Raw genomic sequence first — 19604 nt, 5'->3', positions numbered from 1 at the left:
GTCGGTGGCCTCCGGGGCCGGGATCGCCACCATGGCCTCCACGTGGCGGAGTTCGCCGGGCTCACCGGAGGCCAGCAGTTCGTGCAGCCGCCGGGTGACCGGATGGAAGAGGTAGTGGAAGGCTTCCATGAAGACGGCGCCGGACGTCGCGGCAGCCTCCCGCACCTCCACCGCCTCCGCCGCGTTGCTCGCCGACGGCTTCTCCGACAGGACGTGCTTGCCGGCCGCCAGCGCCGCCAGGTTCCACGGCCCGTGCAGGCCGTTGGCGAGCGGATTGTAGACGACCTCGACCTCGGGATCGGCCAGCAGTTCGGCGTACGAACCGAGAACCCGCTCCACCCCGTGCGCCTCGGCGAAGGCCTCCGCGCGGGAGCGGTCGCGGGCGGCCACCGCGACCAGGCGGTGGCCACCGGCCCGGGCCGGGGCGACGAGGGAGCGCTCGGTGATCCGCGCGGCTCCCAGGATTCCGATGCGCAGGGGTTCCCGGCCGGACTCGCTCATGCGTGCCGTACCTCCTCGACGGTGACGGGGCGGTGCTCGTGCAGGGACAGCGTGCACGCCTCGGCGATCCAGCCCGCCTCCAGCGCGTCGGAGATGGTGCACGGTGAGGGGCGCGAGCCCGCCACGACCTCGGTGAACGCCGTCAGCTCGGCACGGTAGGCGGCCGTGAAGCGGTCCATGAAGAAGTCGTGCGGGGTGCCCCCGGGGAAGGTCACGCCCGGCTCCACCGACCGCAGCGGCAGCTTGTCCTCCAGGCCCACCGCGATGGAGTCCCGGAAGCCGTGGATCTCCATACGGACGTCGTAGCCCCGGGCGTTGTGACGGCTGTTGGAGACCACCGCGAGGGTGCCGTCGTCCAGGGTGAGGACCGCGCCGGTGGTGTCGGCGTCGCCCGCCTCCCTGATGAAGTCGGCGCCCCGGTTGCCGCCGGCCGCGTACACCTCCGTCACCTCCCGGCCGGTCACCCAGCGGATGATGTCGAAGTCGTGCACCGAGCAGTCCCGGAAGATGCCCCCGGACGCGGCGATGTACGCGGCCGGCGGCGGCGCCGGGTCCAGCGTGGTCGAGCGCACGGTGTGCAGCGTGCCCAGCTCCCCGCTCCGTACGGCGGCCCGCGCGGCGACGAAGCCGGCGTCGAACCGGCGGTTGTAGCCGATCTGGACCGGCACGTCCCGTCCCTCGACGGCCTTCAGCACCGCCACACCCTCGGCCATGGTGCGGGCCACGGGCTTCTCGCAGAAGACGGGCACGCCCGCCTCCGCACAGGCCAGGATCAGCGCCGGGTGCGCGTCGGTCGCGGCGGCCACGACCACACCGTCCACGCCGGCCGCGAGCACCGCCTCGGGGGAGTCCGCGACCTCCGCGCCGAACCGCTCGGCGGCGGCCTTCGCGGCCTCCGCGAACGGGTCGGACACGACGAGGGACTCCACGGCGTCGAGCCCGGACAGGGTCTCGGCGTGGAAGGCGCCGATGCGGCCGAGACCGAGGATTCCGATACGCATGGGGACGTGCTCCTTGGGTGAAGTAGTGGCGCGTAGTGATGCGTGCTGGTGCGTACGGGTGGAGGGCGGGGAGGGTCAGTCGAGGCCGCCGAGGACGTTCTGGTCCCAGTCGATCACGGACCCGGTGACCACCCCGGAACGGTCGGAGAGCAGCAGGACCACGAAGTCGGCGATCTCGTCCGGCTGGCCGAGCTTGCCCATCGGCAGCCGCGCGGCGGCCTGTTCGCGCCAGTCGTCCCCGGCGGCGTGGAAGGCGCGCTGCGTGGCGTCCTCGCCCTCGGTGGCGGTCCAGCCGATGTTCAGGCCGTTGATCCGGATCCGGTCCCAGCGGTGGGCGTGCGCCGCGTTCCGGGTCAGGCCTATCAGGCCCGCCTTCGCGGCGACGTACGGCGCGAGGAACGGCTGGCCGCCGTGTGCCGACGAGGTGATGATGTTGACGACCGTGCCGGGCTCCTCGCGCCGCACCATGTCCGCGACGGCGGCCTGCATGGCGAAGAACGGCGCCTTGAGGTTGATCGCGATGTGCTGGTCGAACAGTTCGGGGGTGGTGTCCAGCAGTGTCCCGCGCGAGGTCAGCCCGGCGGAGTTCACCAGGCAGTCGACCCGGCCGTACGCCTCCACCACCCGGGTGACCGAGGCCCGGGCCTGGTCGGCGTCCGCCAGGTCGGCCCGTACGAACATCGCCTTGCCGCCGCCCCCGGTCAGCTCGGCGACCAGCGCCTCACCGGGTTCCGGACGCCGCCCGCTGACGGCCACGACCGCACCCTCACGGACCGCGGCCCGCGCGATGGCGGCCCCGACGCCCTGACTGCCGCCGTTGACGAGGACGACCTTGTCGTCGAGAAGTCCCATGATGTCCTTCCGGGTTCCTTTCAGCTCTCGCGCCGCTTGGCGCCGGCCCGCAGTTCGTCCCGCAGGGTCCGCGCGGTCCACCCCTCGCGCAGCGCCCGGCGCACGACCTCGGCCCCCGAGGGCGGGGCCAGACCGTCGACCGGCGGGTCGTTGTCCAGGTTGGTGGGGAACGGGTATCCCTCGGCGCTCGCCGCGATCACGTTCTCCAGCCACTGTTCCCCGGCGCCCTCGGCCTTGCGGCCCAGGAGCACCGGGTACACGGCGCCCGCCACGGCCTCGCGGTCCACGCTCTCCATGGCCCGCCCGAACGCGGAGGACACCTGGAGCAGGTTGGCCATCCGCCGGATGTCCGCCGAGTGGTTGGCGCCGGCGGCGTGGAACAGCGCCGGGTTGAAGAACACCGCGTCACCCTGGGCGAGCGGCAGCTGGACGTGGTGCTCCTCGAAGTAGGCGTGGAACCGAGGGAGCCGCCAGGCGAGATAGCCGGGCCCGTACTTCTGTGAGTGCGGCAGGTAGAGCGTCGGCCCGGACTCGACGGGCATGTCGCAGTGCGCCACCGCGCCCTGCAGGGTGAGCACCGGGGAGAGGCGGTGCACGTGCGCCGGGTAGCGGGCGGCGGTCTCGTTGGACAGGAAGCCGAGGTGGTAGTCGCGGTGCACGGTCTGCGCGGCACCGCCCGGGTTGACCACGTTGACCTGGGAGGTGACCTGGTAGCCGGGGCCCAGCCAGGCTTCGGAGACCAGGGCGATCACGTCGTTGGCGTAGTAGTCGGCGAACGCCTGCGGGTCGTACAGGGCGGCCTTCTCCAGCGCGTTCCACACCCGGTCGTTGGCACCCGGCCTGGCGAAGTGGTCACCGGCCGCGGTGCCCGAGGCGCGCTGCTCCGCGATCAGTGACTCGAAGACGGCGGTGGTCCGGTCCACGACCGCCGGGTCGGGGAAGGCGCCGCGGACCACCACGATGCCCGGGCCGTCGGCGAGCGCGCGCACCAGTTCGGCCTGCACGGCGCGGCGGTCGGCGAGGGCGAGCCGCTCGGCGTCGTAGAGCAGCACGTTCCGCTCGACGGCACCGGCGTGCGGGTAGGGGGCCGGGTCGGTCTGCTGCTCGACGAGAACGCGCAGGGCGTCCAGGCCGCAGTCCCGCTCCGAGAGCCAGGCGGCGGGCGCGGAGGTCCCCACGGAAGAGGATGCGGACATGAGGTCGTCCCTTCTGGTCACGTCTGGTCACGAAGCGACGCGGCTGATGTCATTCTTGTCAGTACAAACCCTTCGAACAACCGGCAGGATGCCATCAAAAACCCCTCAGGAGCCGTCGTATGGGCCACCCCTTCCCGCTCCGGGAAATAGCACGTCAGGCCGGGTTGAGCGAGGCCACGGTGGACCGCGTCCTCAACGGCCGGGGAGGAGTGCGGGAGAGCACCGCGCAGGAGGTGCACCGCGCGATAGCCGACCTGGACCGCCAGCGCACCCAGGTCCGCCTCGTCGGCCGGACCTTCATGGTGGACATCGTGATGCAGTCGCCGGAGCGGTTCTCCACCGCCGTCCGTGCCGCGCTGGAGGCCGAACTGCCCTCCCTGCACCCCGCGGTGGTCCGCTCCCGCTTCCACTTCCGGGAGACCGGTCCGGCGGGGGAGCTGGTCACCACCCTCGACCGGATCGGCCGGCGCGGCTCGCAGGGCGTGATCCTCAAGGCGCCGGACGTCCCCGAGATCACGGCCGCCGCCGACCGGCTCGCCGCGGCGGGCATCCCGGTGGTGACCCTGGTGACGGACCTGCCCGCGAGTGCCCGGATCGGTCATGTCGGCAGCGACAACCGGGCGGCGGGCGCCACCGCCGCCTACCTGATGGGGCAGTGGCTGGGCGACCGGCCCGGCAACGTCCTCACCAGCCTCTCCAGCGGCTTCTTCCGCAACGAGGAGGAGCGTGAGATGGGCTTCCGCGGCGCGATGCGCGCCCGTCACCCCGGGCGGGCCCTCGTCGAGATCGCCGAGGGGCAAGGGCTGGACGCCACCCAGTACGACCTGGTCCGGGCCGCCCTCGACCGTGACCCGGAGATCCGCGCGGTGTACTCCATCGGCGGCGGCAACATCGCGACCCTGCGCGCCTTCGGGGACGCCGGGCGCGAGTGCGCCGTGTTCGTCGCCCACGACCTCGACCACGACAACACCCGGCTGCTGCGCGAGCACCGGCTGTCCGCCGTGCTCCACCACGATCTCCGCCACGACCTGCGCGAGGCCTGCCACCTCGTGATGCGCGCCCACGGCGCCCTGCCGCCCGCCGGTCCCACCCCGCCCTCCGCCATCCAGGTGGTGACCCCCTACAACATGCCGTCCCCGACGGTGGCCGGGTGACGGCCCAGGCGTGTACGCCGTCACACCGGGACGGGCCTGCCTACGGTCGTGCGCATGAGGAAACCGACTCCGGAAGGCGGGCCGGAACGGCTGGTCGCGCTCGCCGACGGCGTGTTCGCCGTCGACCTCGGGGGCGCGGGGAACTGCGCGAAGGGGTCCGGGGCGCAGCCCCGGGGACGGGGCGACGGGGGCGAGGAAGAGACGTCAGAGTGCCCCCGGTCCGTCCACCGTCACCCAGCTCCCGCTCTCCGCCGACCGCGCCATCGCCTCCAGCACGACGGCGCCGTGCACCGCGTCCCCCACCGTGGCCCCGTACGGCGCTCCCTCTGCCACGGACCGAAGGAAGCGGTACGCCTCGATCACCTTCAGGTCGTCATAGCCCATGGCATTGGCGGCACCCGGCTGGAACGCACCGAACTCACCGTCCCCCGGACCGACGTACACGGTGCTCACGGGCTGGTCCTGATAGGCCGTGCCACGGCTGACGCCGAATTCGTTCATCCGGCGGAAGTCCCAGAACACCGCGCCCCTGGTCCCGTGCACCTCGAAGCCGTAGTTGTTCTGTTCGCCCACCGAGACCCGGCAGGCCTCCAGCACCCCGCGCGCCCCGGAGGCGAACCGCAGCAGACAGCTGACGTAGTCCTCGTTCTCCACCGGGCCGAGTTCACCGCCCGCCGCGCGGGAGTGGCCGGCCGTGGCGCCCGCCGGACGGGCCCGCTCGGGCAGGAAGACGGCCGTGTCCGCGGTCAGCGAGGCGATGTCGCCGAGCAGGAAGCGGGCCAGATCGGCCCCGTGCGACGCCAGGTCGCCCAGCACTCCGCTGCCCCCTCGCTCCCGCTCGTAGCGCCAGGTCAGGGCGCCTTCCGGGTGAGCGGCGTAGTCGCTGAACAGTCGCACCCGCACGTGGGTGACCGTGCCGATGCCGCCGGAGTCGATCAGCTCGCGGGCCGCCTCCACGGCGGGCGCGTTGCGGTAGTTGAAGCCGACCGCACCCTGCACCCCCGCCTCGGCGACCGCGTCCGCCACCGCGCGCGCGTCCTCGGGGCCGAGGCCCACCGGCTTCTCGATCCAGATGTGCTTGCCGGCCGCCGCCATCGCGACACCGATCTCGCGGTGCAGGAAGTTCGGGGCGGTGATGCTGACCGCCCGGACGCGCGGATCGGCGGCCACCTCACGCCAGTCGCGGGCCGTCGAGGCGAAGCCGAACTGCGCGGCGGCCTCCTCGGCCCGGCCCGGCACCTCCTCGGCGACGGTGACCAGCTCCGGCCGCAGGGCCAGCTGCGGATAGTGGTGCCGCACGCGCGCGTACGCCTGGGTGTGCACCCGCCCCATCCAGCCGAATCCGACGACGGCGACACCCAGCGCATCCACCATGAAAGCCTCTCTCCGGCCCGGTCCTTGTCCTGTCGGCTCACCTTCCGCGGGGACACCGCGTCATGTCAACCATTTGACAGGACAAACACGGGATCACGGGGCCGGCCGGTGATGCGGTCCCCGGCCGGACTGCTCGGGTCGACGGAGGGGCAGCCGTCGCGACCTCGGGGATGCGGTAGGGTTGACCTGCGTGATCATGCGGTTCGCCGCGTGAGCCCGCAGCGGGACGTGGCGCAGCTTGGTAGCGCACTTGACTGGGGGTCAAGGGGTCGCAGGTTCGAATCCTGTCGTCCCGACTGGTGACAGTCGCGGGTCAGGGCCGCTTTCGGAGGCATCCGGAAGCGGCCCTTGGCCGTTTCCGGGGGCTGCATGCCGCTACGCATCCTTCGTCCGTGGCCGAAAACATGGCGATGATGCGTCGGGAGTGCCCGAATGTTAACAGTTTAAATTACTCATCAGTAACACATTGACGCACCGCGCGGCGCTTCCTAGTGTTCCATCCAATCGAACGGCGTACCGGTCAACGGAACGTCGTAGGGTTCACTGCCCTTGGATGGGGGGTCACGAGTGACCAGCTCCGACGTCAATGTCCTTCTCTCGCCCGTCAGTCTCGGCTCCGTGCGTCTGCGGAACCGGGTCTTCGTGCCGGGACACACCACGAATTTCGGCCACGCCAACCATCCGACCGAGCGTCACGCCGCCTACCACGGCGAGCGCGCCCGCGGCGGAGTGGGGCTGATCATCACCGAGGGCATCCGGGTCCACCCGACCAGCGCCGGCCGCCACATCAGCCTCGGCAGCTTCGACGACGACTCCATACCCGCCTACGCGGCCGTCGCCGACGCGGTGCAGACCCACGGCACACGGCTGTTCGCCCAGTTGCTGCACACCGGCCGCCAGGCCAGCGGCGACGCCACGCGCACCGCGGCCTGGTCGCCCGGTACCACACCGTGGGCCGCGGGGACCCATGTCCCGCATGCCATGGGACGCTCCGACATCGCCGTCGTCGTACGGGCCTTTGGTGCCGCGGCACGGCGGATGGGGCAGGCCGGCTTCGACGGCGTCGAGATTCACCTCGGCCACGGCCACCTGCTGGAACAGTTCCTGTCGCCCTTCACCAACACCCGTACCGACGCGTACGGCGGCAGCCCCGACGGCCGGCTCCGGTTCACCCGCGAGGTGCTGGCCGAGGTGCGGACACAGGCGCCGGACCTGCCCATGGGCATCCGCGTGAGCACGGACGAGTTCCTCCCCGGAGGGCTCACGCCGCCGGACATGCTCGAGATCGTGGACCGGCTGCGGCAGGAGTACCCGCTGCTGTACGTCCACGCGAGCCACGCCGCCTACCACGGCAGCTACTCACTCAGCACGCAGATGGCGGACATGAGCTTCCGGCACGCCCACTTCCGGCACCACGCGGCCCTGTTCAAGAAGGAGATCCCCGGCCTCCCGGTGCTCGCGGTGTGCCGCCTCGACAGTCTGCCGGAGGCCGCGGACCTCGTCGCGGCCGGCGAGGCCGACCTCGTCGGACTGGCCCGGCCGCACATCGCCGACCCGTACCTGGTACGCCGTGCCGAGGAGGGGCACGCCCACGACGTCCGTTCCTGCCTCGCCTGCAACCAGGGCTGCGTCGGACGGCTCGAGGCCAGTCTGCCGATCGCGTGCGTCGTCAACCCCGAGGTCGGCGCCGAGCGCGAGTGGGCCGAACTGCGCGCGGCCGGGGACGCCCCGGCCCGACGTGTCCTGGTGGTCGGCGGAGGACCCTCCGGGATGGAGGCCGCCCTCTCCGCGGACCGCGCCGGACACGACGTGGTCCTGGCCGAGGCCGGACCCTCGCTCGGCGGCCGGATCTCCGTAGCGGCCTCGGTACCCGGCCGGGAACGTCTGGGCCTGATGGTCACCGACCTGGAACGCGAACTCGACGCGAGCGGCGTCGAGGTATGCCTCGGAGAGCGGGTGACCGCGGCCGAACTGGTGCCCGGCGGGCGGCTGGACGGCTTCGACGACGTCGTCGTCGCGACCGGCGCGCGTCCCAGCCGACGCGAACTGCCCGGCGGGCCACCCGTGTTCGACGTGATGGAGACGGTCGCCGCGCTCGGGGACGTTGCCTCGCCACTGCGCGGGACGGTCCTCGTCCGCGACGACCAGGGCACCTGGACGGCGGCCTCCCTCGCCGAGGCCCTCGCCGGCGCCGGCGCGCAGGTGCACATGCTGTCGCCGACGGCCTCGTTCGCCTCGAAGATCACCACCTACTCCAGGCTGGCGCTCACCAGGCGCCTCGGAGAACTGGGGATCCGCGCGCACGTCATGCGTGACGTGGAGACGGCCCGGGGGGAAACCGTCGTCCTGCGGGACACGCTGTGCGGCCGTACCGAAGAACTCACCGGCGTCACGGCCGTCGTGGACGTGGGACTGCCGGTGGCCGACGACGCGGTGTACCGGGAGCTCGATGCCCGGGACGACGCACCGCGCGTGCATGTCGTCGGCGACGCGAACGCCCCGCGCACCGCGCTGGAGGCAGTGTACGAAGGCCGCCTCGCCGGAACCTTCCTGACCGACGCCGTCAACGGCGCCGAACTCCTCGCCCGAACTCCCGAACGCTCCGAGCCTGTCTGAGCCCGGAACCTCTCCACCTTCACCGCACTCTCGACAGCCGTACCGTCCCTCGCGGCGGCCGGTTCACCCCATCTCCGGGAACCGCCCCGTCACGGACGCCGGACCGCACACCTCACCTCGCCCGTTCACCGTCGGCCACACCCGGGCACGACGGGGGGACCGACCGCCCGGCCGACACACCGCTCCCACCCGGGCCCTCATCGGCGTACCGGCGTTCCCCGAAACACCCTCGCGACCGGCCCACCGGTGCCGGAGCCCCCGTGGCTCCGCACCCGTTTGATCCGGCCCCCCTGCACCAGCGCGCCCCCGGCGGCCATGGCCACGGCCACGTCCCGTCCGGCGGGCCCGCCCACGCACCGCAGACATGCCGATTCAGGAGATGCACATGCTCGATATCGAGAACCAGCTCACTCTCGACGAACGTTCGTCCGTGGACTTCGTCCTGGCCCTGCGCAAGCGCTGGTCCGACACCGTCTACCCGGCCCTCTCCGAGGAGTACCTGGCGACCGGCCCGGTGGCAGACGACGTGGACGGCGCGGTGGAGCGCCTGCAGCGCCTGAGCCTGTACCCCTGGTACAGCCACCTGGAGCGGGTGCAGCAGAAGATGCTGTGGAAGACCGTCGGCGCGGCCGTGGTCGGCCGTGCCGGGACACTGCGCGAGCAGCTCGACGACCTTCCCGGCCGGCCCGAGGGCGAACTCCGGCTCTCCCCGGACACCGAACTGCCCGACTGGTACACCGACTACGACATCCACGTCCAGCCCGGCAGCTTCTACTCGGACGACCTCAGCGCCTACGTGTACGAGCTGGGCGCGCGGATCGTGATGCTCCGGGACAACGACGGCTACAAGTTCCACCGCCTCTTCACCGAGACCGCTCTGCCCGACGTCCCCGAGGCATCCCGGGTCGTCGACATCGGCTGCGGCTTCGGCAAGAGCACCCGGCCGCTGGCCGCCAGGTACCCGACGGCCGAGATCATCGGCATCGACCTGGCCGCCCCCGGCCTGCGCCTGGCGCACGCGGAGGCCGAGGACGCCGGCGCCGCTATCAGCTTCCGTCAGGGCGACGGCCGCGACACCGGTCTGGAGGACGGCTCCTGCGACGTCGTCACCGGCACCATGGTGCTGCACGAGATGCCGGCCGAGGCGGTCCGCGAGACCGTCGTCGAGGCGGCCCGGCTGCTCAAGCCCGGCGGCACGATGGTCTTCCTGGAGTTCCACCCCACCGGGGACACCTTCCGTGACGCCACGATCTTCGAACATGCCGAGCGCAACAACGAGCCCTTCTTCCGCGACCTGTTCGGGGCCGACCTCCTGAAGGTCTGCGCGGAGGCCGGCCTGACCGGTGCCGGGTGGACGCCCTTCGACGAGCGTCGCGAGGGCATGCGCCCGGAGGGTTGGGGCGACCGCCGCGAGTGGCACTTCCCCTGGGCCGTCCTGACCGCCACCAAGCCGCAGAACTGAGGCGAACCATGTCCGAAGAGTTCAACTACTTCCGCGACCGCAACATCGGCAAGCTGTTCGACCTGGTTCTTCAGGTCAGCACCGAACTCCACGTGACCACACAGCGGTTGCGCGGTATGGAGGCGCTGCTCGTGCGGCACGGCGTGCTCACCGGTGGTGAACTCGACGCGCTGGAGCCCACCGAGGACGAGCAGCGCGTGCTGGACGACCAGCGCGACGCCGCCCTCGTCCGCTTGATGCGGATCATCACCGAGAGCGGTCCGGCCGAGCACCCGCTGCGTGACCAGTGGGAGTCGACCCTGCGGAAGTCCGACTGATGACCGCCGAACAGCTCCCGCCGGCCGAGACGGTCGACCGGTACCTCCAGTACTGCGAGGACCGCAGACTGGAGGAGGCCCAGGCGATGCTGGCCTCCGCACCGCGCATCGTCTTCCCCACCGGAGCCGTCTACGTCTCCCTCCCCGACATGGTCGCCGGCCAGCGGGGCCGCTACCGGTGGGTGCGCAAGCGCCGCGACCGCTACCTGGTGGGGGCCACCCCCGACGGCCTGGTCACGGTCACCTCGCTCGGCACCCTCTACGGCGAGGACATGCGAGGGCTGCCCTTCGAAGGGGTGCGCTACGTCGACGTCTTCGTCCTGCGGGACGGGCTGATCGCCGAACAGCACGTCTACAACGACCTCGCGGACACCGGGATCAGCGCCCCGTTCCGCGGCCGAACGTCCTTTCCACCGAGCAGCAAGCAGAGGTACGCAAGATGAAGCAAGGCATGAAGGCGGGCGCGAGCGCCCTGACGCTGTCCGCCCTGATCGGCCTCACCGCCTGCGGCGGTTCGTCCGACTCCGCCGGGTCCTCGGACGGCTCCGGGAAGAAGACCGCGACGATCCAGCTGGCCATCGCCTCCGCCGTCACCGGCCCCAAGGAGGAGGTCGCCACCTTCTCCGTGGCGAAGGAGCAGGGTTTCCTCGCGGAGGAGAACCTGGACGTCAAGACCATCAACACCGACGGCTCGGTCGCCGCGGTGCAGGCGGTTGCCTCCGGCAGCGCCGACATCAGTCCCTCCGACGCCAGCGCCATCCTCGCCGCCCGCGAGAAGGGCGTCCCGGTCGTCGCCGTCGGCGGCCTCGTGCAGAACTGGCCGTGGCGCATCGCCACCGCGCCGGGCAGCGAGGTCACGAGCCCCGAGGACCTCAAGGGCAGGAAGATCGGCGTCATCAGCCTGGCGTCGGGGTCCGCCCCGTACGCCCGCGCCTTCGTCGAGGACGCCGGCCTGGACCCGGAGAAGGACGTCGACCTGGTGCCGGTCGGTGTCGGCAGCCAGGCGCTGTCCGCGCTGGAGAGCGGCAAGGTGGATGCCCTGGCCCTCTACACGCAGGCGTACACCACGATCGAACTCACCGGGAAGAAGTTCGACTACCTGGAGAACGGTGAGCGGTTCGACGGGATCAGGTCCCTGACCTACGTGGTCCGCGAGGACACCCTGCGCTCCAGGAAGGACGAGATCACCCGGTTCCTGCGGGCCTCGTACAAGGGCATGCTGTTCTCCGCCGTGAACCCCGAGGCCGCCATGAAGGACGGCTACGCCGTCTTCCCGGCGATCCTGTCCGGCCAGGAGGCCGAGGACCGGATCGCGAACGACGCCGAGATCCTCAAGACCTGGGTCGCGTCCGCCACACCCGCCGAGGGCGAGCCGGAGTCCTTCAAGGACTGGGGTGCCATCAGCGACGAGGCCTGGATCAGCACGGCCGACTACATGAAGGCCGCCGGGAACATCACCGAGGACCCGGACATCAAGGCCCTGTGGGACGACAGCCTGCTGAAGGACGTCAACGACTTCGACGCGGCGGCCGTCATCAGCAAGGCCAAGAGCGCCACCAAGTAGCCGGCGGCGACGCCAGGAGCAGGAAGGCAGGAGGCCACGATGGCCATCAAGACCCTCGGGCGCCGTCCGCGTACGGCGGCTGCCGCGCAGGCCAGCGACGACAGCTGGATCGAGCTGAGCGGGCTGCACAAGATCTACCGTCCGCGGAAGTCGGAACCGACCCACGCGCTGTCCGACATCGATCTCAAGGTCGGGCGTGGCGAGTTCGTCTCGATCGTGGGCCCGTCGGGCTGCGGCAAGACGACGCTGCTGAAGATCCTCGCCGGGCTCATCCCCCGCAGCGGGGGCACGGTCCGCGTGGCCGGCTGCGAGGTGGAGGGACCCCTGCCCGAGGTCGGCATGGTCTTCCAGGCCGCCACCCTCCTGCCCTGGCGCACCATCCTGCAGAACGTCATGGTCCCGGTCGAGGTCCAGCGCCTCGACCGGGCGGTCTACCGCGAGCGTGCCGACCAGTTGCTGGAGATGGTCGGGCTCGGCGGATTCGAGGACAAGTACCCCGACGAGCTGAGCGGCGGCATGCAGCAGCGGGCCGGTATCTGCCGGGCCCTGGTCCACGACCCGGCGGTGCTCCTCATGGACGAGCCGTTCGGTGCGCTGGACGCCATGACGCGCGAGTACATGAACGTCGAGCTCTTGCGCATCTGGAAGGAGAGCGGCAAGACCGTCGTGCTCGTGACCCACTCCATTCCCGAGGCGGTGTTCCTCTCCGACCGGGTCGTCGTCCTCAGCCCCCGGCCCGGCCGGATCGCCGAGGTCATCGACATCGACCTGGAACGTCCGCGTGAGCTGAGCGTCATGGCGTCCGACCGGGCCGGCGTGTACGTGGAGCGCATCCGTACCTTCTTCAACGCCCAAGGTGTGATGGACTGATGAGGCCGCCGACAGTGACGATCAAGAAGGAACCGCAGAACGACGGCACGGCTCCGGGGGACGCGACCGCCGCGGCCTCGCCGGCCCCGGACCCGAAGGCCAGGCCCGCGCGGCGCCGCCGGGACCTGCGGGACCACCCGGAATGGGTGCTGGTCCCCGGTGTCTTCGTGACGGTCATGCTCCTGTGGGAGTACCTGGTCCCGGCCCTCGGCATCGACGAGTACGTGCTGCCGCGGCCCACCAGCATCGCCGAGGCACTGGTGACCCAGGTGTCCGACGCGCTGTTCTGGACCCATATGAAGGTGACCCTGCTGGAGTCGCTGTACGGCTTCGTGATCGGGGTCGGTGCGGCACTGCTGCTGGGCACCGCGATCTCGCAGATCCGGCTGGTCGAGAAGACCCTGATGCCGTACATCGTGGCCTTCCAGACGGTGCCGAAGGTGGCCCTCGCGCCGCTGTTCGTGGTGTGGTTCGGCTTCGGCATGACCAGCAAGGTCGTGATGGCCGCCGTCATCTCCTTCTTCCCCATGCTGGTGAACGTGATCGAGGGGCTGCGATCGGCGGACGCCGACCGGGTGCAGATGCTGAAGGTGTTCGGCGCGAGCAAGGCCGACGTCTTCCGCCGCGTGCGGCTGCCCAGCGCACTGCCGTTCATCTTCGCCGGCCTCGACATCGGCATCGTCTTCGCCATCCTCGGCGCGGTCGTCGGCGAGTTCATCGGAGCGAAGGAGGGCCTGGGGTATCTGCTGCTCCAGACCAACTACAACTTCGACATCGCGGGGATGTTCGCGGTCCTGGTGGTGCTCTCGGTCCTGGGACTGATCGCGCACTTCATCATCCGCACCGCGCAGAAGCGGTTCGCCTTCTGGGCCGAGGACAACACGGTGATCGGCGCATGAGCGCCCACGGCACCGACCCCGTACGGTTCGACGGGAGGGTGGCCCTGGTGACCGGGGCCGCACGCGGGATCGGTGCGGCCATCACGGCCCGCCTGGCCGAACTGGGCGCCACCGTGGCCGCCGCGGACATCCTGCCGCCGGACCGGTGGGAGGACGCCCTCCCCGCCGGCCCGCACACCCGGCATCATGTCGACATCACGTCGGCGGAGTCCTGCCGGCGCACCGTGGCCGAGGCCGTCGCCGCCCACGGGCGGCTGGACCACCTGGTGAACAACGCCGGCATCGTCGGCCGGGGCCCGGCCGCCACCATCAGCGAGGTTGACTTCGACCGGGTCGTCGACGTCAACCTCACCGGCACCTTCCGGATGTCGCAGGCGGCCTACCCCGCACTGCGCGCCGCCGGGGAGGCCAGCGTGGTCAACATCGGGTCCACCAACGGTCACATCGCGGTGCTCGACACCCTCGCCTACTGCGTCAGCAAGGCAGGCGTCATGCATATGGCCCGGGTGCTGGCGCTGGAATGGGCACCCGACGGCATACGCGTCAACGCGGTCGGCCCGACCATCGTGCCGACCGCGATGACCGAGGACGTCCGGGCCGACGACACCTACATGGCGGACAAGATGGCGAGCATCCCGCTCGGCCGGATGGCCGGCCCGCGCGACGTCGCTCTGACCGTCGCCCACCTCCTCAGCCCCGCCGCGGCCATGACGACCGGGCAGACCGTGTTCGTCGACGGCGGAGTCGTCATCCACTGAGCCGGCGGATCCGGAGCACCCGCCCCCTCCGCCCGGCACACGTCACGACCCGGCGGCCCCCAGCGCCCCCGAGCCACCCCCGAGACCAGGAGCGTCCCTCATGCCCGAGATCGACCTGCAGGCCGCCCTCGACGCGGTCGACGAGCACTTCGACGAATTCGTCACCGAGCTCCAGGAGCTCTGCCGTCTGCGCAGCCGACGCCAGGAGCCCGAGCAGATGGCGGCCACGGCCGTGTTCCTCAGGGATTCCGCCGAACGCTGGGGCGGCACCGCCGAGATCGTGGAGTGGGAGAGGTCGCACCCCTACGTGATCGCCGAGATCGGCGGCGGCGACCGGCGCCTGCTGCACTTCAACCACTACGACGTCGAGGTCGAGCCCACCGGCGACGACTCCGAGTGGATCAGCCCCCCGTACGCGGCGGAGATCCACGACGGCCGGCTCTACGCGCGGGGTGTGGCCGACGACAAGGGTGCGCTGATGTCACGCCTGCACGCCGCCGCGGCCTGGCGTCTGTCCGGGCAGGAGCCCCCGGTCACCAGCCGGTACATCATGGAGGGGAAGCAGTGGCTGCACAGCCCCGGACTGGGCGGCTTCGTCGAGGCGCACGCCGAACGGCTGGCCGCGGACGCGGCCCTGTGGGAGAACTCCTGGACGGACGGCGAGGGCCGGCCGCTGCTGAAGCTCGGCGAGAAGGGCATCCTGTACCTGCGCTTCACCGCGCAGACCCTCCTGCGTGAACTGACCAGCCAGAACACCGTGCTGCTGCCGTCCGCCACGACCCGGCTCACCGCCGCCCTGGCCTCCCTGGTCAACCCCGACGGCACCCCGGCCGTCGCCGGCTTCGCGGACGACGCCCGCGTCCCCACCGACGACGAACGCGCCCTGCTGGAGAAGATGCCGTTCGACGGCGACTTCCTGAAGCGGCGCGCGGGAGTCGACGCCTTCACCGGCGGCCTCACCGACGCCGAGGCCGCCGTCGCGATCCGCACCGTACCGACGCTGACCATCGCGGGCATCGAAGGCGGCAACAACGCGGAGGACGTCACCCTCGGCATCCCCGCCGCCGCCACCGCCAAGGTGGAGATCCGCCTGGTGCCCGGTCAGGACCCGGAGCGGGTGCTGGACGCCGTACGCACCCACCTGGCGAAGGGCGGCTTCGAGGACGTCGCCGTCGAGGTGATGGCCACCAGCCGCCCCCACCACACCGACCACACCGACCCGTTCGTCACCCTCGTCGCCGAGACCGCGCGCGCCGCCTACGGCGCGGAGCCGCTCATCGAGCCCTACACCCAGTGGATCGGCAACCAGGGCTCCCTGGGCGACGTGCCGATCGTGGGCGTGGGCGTCTCCCGCGCCGACGCCGGCATCGACGGCCCCAACGAACACATCCGACTCGAGGACTACCGCATGGGCATCAAGCACGTGGTCGAGATCATGGCCGCGCTGGCGGTGTCCGAATGAGCATCCACGCCACTCACATGAAGGGCTCGTCGCACCGCGGCTACCTGGAACTCCCCTGGGGCCAGGTCCACTACCGCCGCTCCGGCGACACCGGCGGCCCCGCACTGGTCATCGTCCACCAGTCGCCGCTCTCCTCCGCCACCTACGAGCCGGCCATGGCCGCGCTCGGAGCGCGCGGACTGGACGTCGTCGCCCTGGACATCCCCGGCTTCGGCATGTCGGACCCGACGCCGTCGCAGTGGTCCATTCCCGAGTACGCGTCCGCCCTCTGGCAGATCGTCGACGCCCTCGGCCTGCGGAAGGTGCACCTGCTCGGCCAGCACACCGGCGCGATCGTGTCCGCCGAGGCCACGCTGCTCCAGCGCGACCGCGTGCTGAGCCTCATCTTCCAGGGCATCCCGCTGTACAGCGACGAGGAGCGGGAGAAGAAGGCCGCCGGGTACGCCCCCGGATACACCCCCGACACCGACGGCAGCCACCTGCGGGTCGTGTGGGACCGGATCCGGTGGCTGTACCCCACCGTCTCCGCCGAGTCGTGCACCCGTCAGGTCGCCGAGTACCTCAGCGTCGGCCCCGACTACGGCGTCGCCTACCGCGCCGTCTTCGCCCACACGCTGGACACCGCGTCCCTCGCGGGAGTGCCGACCCTGCTGTTGCACGGCAGCGAGGACGTACTGGACCGCATGAACGACGTCGTCACCGCCGCGTTCCCCGACGCGCCCCTGGTCCGTCTCGACGGCGGCACGGACTTCGTCGCCGAGGAACAGCCGGACGCGTTCGCGGACGCGGTCGCCGCCCATGCGCTGGCCCACGCCGCCGTCGCCGAGCGGAGTTTCACACCCGTCTACACCGCCACCGTCGACGTGTCCGGCGGGCGCGCGGGACGCGCCACCTCCCGTACCGGCGCTCTGGAGGTGGAGCTGACGCGCCCGGCCGAGCGCACGGACGGCAACACCGGTACCGACCCCGAGGAGTTGTTCGCCGCCGGATACGCCGCCTGCTTCAGCAGCGCCCTCGCCGTCGCCGAGCGCCGCCGCAGGGTCAAGGCCGGCCCGGTCACCGTGACGGCCTCCGTCACCCTCGGCACCGTGCCGGGCGGGACGTACGGCATCGCGGCACGGCTCGACGTCAGCGCACCTCAGTGCCCGCAGGACGTCCTGGAGGAACTGGTGGAGATCACACACGCCGTCTGCCCCTACTCGAACGCGGTTCGCGGCAACATCGAGGTCATCACCGAGATCCACGGCGGCAGTTGAGGCCGTCCGGCCCTCGAGTGACCGACCCATTCACGCCGGCCCGGACATCCGGGCCGGCCGACCGACCGAGGTTTTCATGACCGTCGACGACGCCGGGTCCACGACCCCCGGCCGCTCCGGTATCTCCCGGGCTCTCGCCGTGATCGACGCCATCGCGCGTGCGCCGCACGCCCAGGGCGTCTCGGCGATCGCCCGGGAGACCGGACTCCCCAAGGCCGTGGTGCACCGCATCCTCCGGGAGCTGGTGCTGGAGAAGTTCCTCGTGCTCGATGAGGCCACCAAGTCCTACCGGATGGGACCCGGCGCCCTGAGCATCGGACTCGCCGCGATGCGGGAACTCGACGTCGCCGCCATCGCCCACCGCCACCTGGTGGCCCTGTCCGAACTCACCGGCCAGACCACGACGCTCTCCCTGCGGCAGGGCTGGTCGCGGGTGTACGTGGACCAGGTCCTCTCCCGCCAGGAGATCCGGATGTCGGTGGCCCTGGGAACCAGCCACCCCTTGCACGCGGGCTCCTCCTCCAAGGCGATCCTCGCCGCCCTGCCCGATACCGAGAGGGAGGACTACATCGCCCACCACAGCCTGCACGGCGTCACCGACGCCACCATCACCTCGGCCACCACACTGCGTGAGGAGACAGCCGTCATCCGGGCGGTCGGCTACGCGGTGAGCGTCGGCGAACGGCAGCTGGAGGCGGCCAGCGTGGCGGCCGCGGTGCACGGGCCGATCGGTCAGGTCGTCGGGTCGGTGTCCGTGTGCGGGACCAGGGCGATGTTCGCCGAGAGCAGCAGCAGCCGGCTCGGCGAACAGGTGGCGGCGGCCGCCGCCGACATCTCCGCCGATCTCGGCGCCGTACGGGACGACACCGGGAAACGAAAGGACTTCCCAATCATGAAGTCAAGCCGCCGCCGTGACGGGAGGTGAACCTTGGTAGCACTGTCCGTCACGGATCATCGCCCACAGGACATTGAGGCGTCGGCGGGCGAGGGCCAGCAGAGCCTGCTTGTGTCCTTTCCCCTCGCTCCTCTTGCGCTGGTAGTACGCCTTCGAGGCGGGACAGGTGGTAGTGCTGACCATCGCCGACAGGTACATGCTCCGCAGCAGTCCACGGTGGTAACGCCTGGGTCTGCGCAGGTTGCCGCTGACGCGGCCGGAGTCGCGTGGCCTGGGCGCCAGGCCGGCGAAGCCGGCCAGCCGATCGGCGCTGCCGAAGGCGTCCATGTCACCGCCGGTCGCGGCGATGAACTCGGCACCGAGCTTGGGGCCCATGCCGGGCAGACTGCGGATCACCTCAGCGTGCGGATGCTCGCGAAACTTGGCCTCGATCAGGGCGTCGAGCTCGGCGATCTCCTCATCGAGGGACATCACCCCCTTCGCGAGGCGGACCACCATGGCGGCGGCCAGCGTCTCGCCAGGCAGGGCCGTCAGCTGCGCCTGGGCAGCCTCCACAGCCGTTTTCGCAAGTGCGGCGGCGCCGCGGACCTTGCGGTTCTTCAGCCAGGTCTCGATCCGCTTCGCGCCGGCGCGGCGGATCGCGGCCGGGGTCTGGTAGCCGGTCAGCAACATCACCGGCCCTTTGTTGGTCAGCTCAAGCGAGCGTTCCAACGCGGGGAAGATCTCCAGCAGTTGAGCGCGGAGACGGTTGATCTGCCGGGTGCGGTCGAAGACCACGTCCAGGCGCCGGGTAGTGAGCGTGCGCAGGTCAATGGCGATCTCGTCGCCGGGCCTCAGCAGGCCGAGATCACGTCGGACGCGGGCCTGGTCGGCGATGACGAAGGCGTCCTTCGCGTCAGTCTTGCCCTCGCCTTTGTAGGTGGCCGATGCTCGGTGGACCGCGAGGCCGGTGAGGTAGGCCATCGGCTGGCCGTGGCTGAGCAGCAGGCCGATCAGCAGGGCGGCCCCGCCGTGGTTGAGGTCGACGGCCCACAGCACGTCGGTGGATATCTCCAGGACGTCGCCGATGAGCTGAAGCAGCTCGGTCTCGTCGTTCAGGACCCGGCGGGACAGCAGCCGCTCGCCGTCCGCGTTGATCACCACGCAGTGGTGATGCGTCTTGCCGATGTCCACTCCGGCCCAGATCTCGGGCACGTTCCCTCCGCCAGCTCGTCGTCACATCGATCCCGCAGACGACCTCGCCGACGTTGTCCTACAGCAGCGATCGAGTCGCGTCTCCCAATTGGCGGTCGAGTCGTCGCGGGGCTCCGGGCGGCCAAGTCCTTTGAGCCATCCAAACGGCGCCCACCATGCAGCCATACCCAGAACCCCTGGGCCCTCCGATCCTACGAATGACCGGATCAGACCCACGTCTTGAAAGGTAGGAC

General features: G+C 71.1%; 18 protein-coding genes and 1 tRNA gene. 13 read left to right on the top strand and 6 right to left on the bottom strand.

The genetic code is table 11. From position 1 onward, the window contains the following. From B9S61_RS33245 to B9S61_RS33230, 4 genes are all read right to left on the bottom strand, one after another. The coding region (locus B9S61_RS33245; protein ID WP_146065015.1) for a Gfo/Idh/MocA family protein at positions 1-501 on the bottom strand (501 nt) is incomplete at its 3' end. Beyond that, positions 498-1502: a Gfo/Idh/MocA family oxidoreductase gene (locus B9S61_RS33240; protein ID WP_103545503.1), complete on the bottom strand. Its 1005-nt coding sequence runs from the start codon at positions 1500-1502 to the stop codon at positions 498-500. The genes B9S61_RS33245 and B9S61_RS33240, both read right to left, overlap by 4 nt. 75 nt (positions 1503-1577) lie before the next feature. Next, on the bottom strand, positions 1578-2354 hold the full coding sequence (locus B9S61_RS33235; protein ID WP_103545502.1) for an SDR family oxidoreductase: 777 nt from the start codon (positions 2352-2354) through the stop codon (positions 1578-1580). A 20-nt stretch (positions 2355-2374) separates the two neighbouring features. After that, positions 2375-3550, bottom strand: coding sequence for a phytanoyl-CoA dioxygenase family protein (locus B9S61_RS33230; RefSeq protein WP_103545501.1), 1176 nt, complete (start codon positions 3548-3550; stop codon positions 2375-2377). A 119-nt stretch (positions 3551-3669) separates the two neighbouring features. On the opposite strand from B9S61_RS33230, the gene B9S61_RS33225 reads away from it, so the two are divergent. Beyond that, on the top strand, positions 3670-4704 hold the full coding sequence (locus tag B9S61_RS33225; RefSeq protein WP_103545500.1) for a LacI family DNA-binding transcriptional regulator: 1035 nt from the start codon (positions 3670-3672) through the stop codon (positions 4702-4704). Between the two features lie 204 nt (positions 4705-4908). On the opposite strand, the gene B9S61_RS33220 is transcribed toward B9S61_RS33225, so the two are convergent. Then, positions 4909-6078, bottom strand: a complete 1170-nt coding sequence (locus B9S61_RS33220) for a Gfo/Idh/MocA family protein (protein WP_103545499.1) — start codon at positions 6076-6078, stop codon at positions 4909-4911. A gap of 222 nt (positions 6079-6300) precedes the next feature. Here B9S61_RS33220 and B9S61_RS33215 point away from each other — a divergent pair. The 12 genes from B9S61_RS33215 to B9S61_RS33160 all read left to right on the top strand — a co-directional run bounded on the left by B9S61_RS33215 (position 6301) and on the right by B9S61_RS33160 (position 18207). Then, positions 6301-6374 (top strand) — tRNA-Pro (locus B9S61_RS33215). Positions 6375-6645: 271 nt separating this feature from the next. Next, the gene (locus B9S61_RS33210; RefSeq protein WP_103545498.1) at positions 6646-8694 is read left to right on the top strand and encodes an FAD-dependent oxidoreductase; all 2049 of its coding nucleotides are present in this window, start codon (positions 6646-6648) and stop codon (positions 8692-8694) included. A 385-nt stretch (positions 8695-9079) separates the two neighbouring features. Next, positions 9080-10156: a class I SAM-dependent methyltransferase gene (locus B9S61_RS33205; protein ID WP_103545497.1), complete on the top strand. Its 1077-nt coding sequence runs from the start codon at positions 9080-9082 to the stop codon at positions 10154-10156. Between the two features lie 8 nt (positions 10157-10164). Continuing rightward, entirely contained in the window at positions 10165-10473 is a 309-nt protein-coding gene (locus tag B9S61_RS33200; protein WP_103545496.1) for a hypothetical protein, read from the top strand. Further along, positions 10473-10916, top strand: a complete 444-nt coding sequence (locus B9S61_RS33195) for a hypothetical protein (protein WP_181007642.1) — start codon at positions 10473-10475, stop codon at positions 10914-10916. Before B9S61_RS33200 ends, B9S61_RS33195 begins: the two co-directional genes overlap by 1 nt. Beyond that, entirely contained in the window at positions 10913-12037 is a 1125-nt protein-coding gene (locus tag B9S61_RS33190) for an ABC transporter substrate-binding protein (protein ID WP_103545495.1), read from the top strand. The genes B9S61_RS33195 and B9S61_RS33190 overlap by 4 nt, the downstream gene beginning before the upstream one ends. Before the next feature lie 39 nt (positions 12038-12076). Next, positions 12077-12907: an ABC transporter ATP-binding protein gene (locus B9S61_RS33185; RefSeq protein ID WP_103545494.1), complete on the top strand. Its 831-nt coding sequence runs from the start codon at positions 12077-12079 to the stop codon at positions 12905-12907. Next, complete coding sequence (locus B9S61_RS33180) at positions 12907-13806, top strand: ABC transporter permease (protein WP_258039992.1); 900 nt, start codon at positions 12907-12909, stop codon at positions 13804-13806. The genes B9S61_RS33185 and B9S61_RS33180 overlap by 1 nt, the downstream gene beginning before the upstream one ends. Further along, a complete protein-coding gene (locus tag B9S61_RS33175) occupies positions 13803-14564 on the top strand; it encodes an SDR family NAD(P)-dependent oxidoreductase (protein WP_103545493.1) in 762 nt (253 codons plus the stop codon). Before B9S61_RS33180 ends, B9S61_RS33175 begins: the two co-directional genes overlap by 4 nt. A gap of 100 nt (positions 14565-14664) precedes the next feature. Further along, the gene (locus B9S61_RS33170) at positions 14665-16026 is read left to right on the top strand and encodes a M20/M25/M40 family metallo-hydrolase (RefSeq protein ID WP_103545492.1); all 1362 of its coding nucleotides are present in this window, start codon (positions 14665-14667) and stop codon (positions 16024-16026) included. Next, positions 16023-17282 carry an Ohr family peroxiredoxin gene (locus B9S61_RS41790; RefSeq protein WP_219819987.1) on the top strand — a complete coding sequence of 420 codons (1260 nt, stop codon included), beginning with the start codon at positions 16023-16025 and terminating at the stop codon, positions 17280-17282. Before B9S61_RS33170 ends, B9S61_RS41790 begins: the two co-directional genes overlap by 4 nt. A 76-nt stretch (positions 17283-17358) precedes the next feature. Beyond that, entirely contained in the window at positions 17359-18207 is an 849-nt protein-coding gene (locus B9S61_RS33160) for an IclR family transcriptional regulator (protein WP_103545491.1), read from the top strand. Here B9S61_RS33160 and B9S61_RS33155 read toward each other — a convergent pair. After that, positions 18181-19371: an IS110 family transposase gene (locus tag B9S61_RS33155; protein WP_103543576.1), complete on the bottom strand. Its 1191-nt coding sequence runs from the start codon at positions 19369-19371 to the stop codon at positions 18181-18183. The genes B9S61_RS33160 and B9S61_RS33155 overlap by 27 nt on opposite strands. Positions 19372-19604: the final 233 nt, after the last annotated feature.

Origin of the sequence: Streptomyces sp. SM1, assembly GCF_002910825.1 — a bacterium.
In the GTDB taxonomy this organism is placed as follows: domain Bacteria; phylum Actinomycetota; class Actinomycetes; order Streptomycetales; family Streptomycetaceae; genus Streptomyces; species Streptomyces okerensis.
This window is presented reverse-complemented; position numbering and strand designations above follow the sequence as displayed.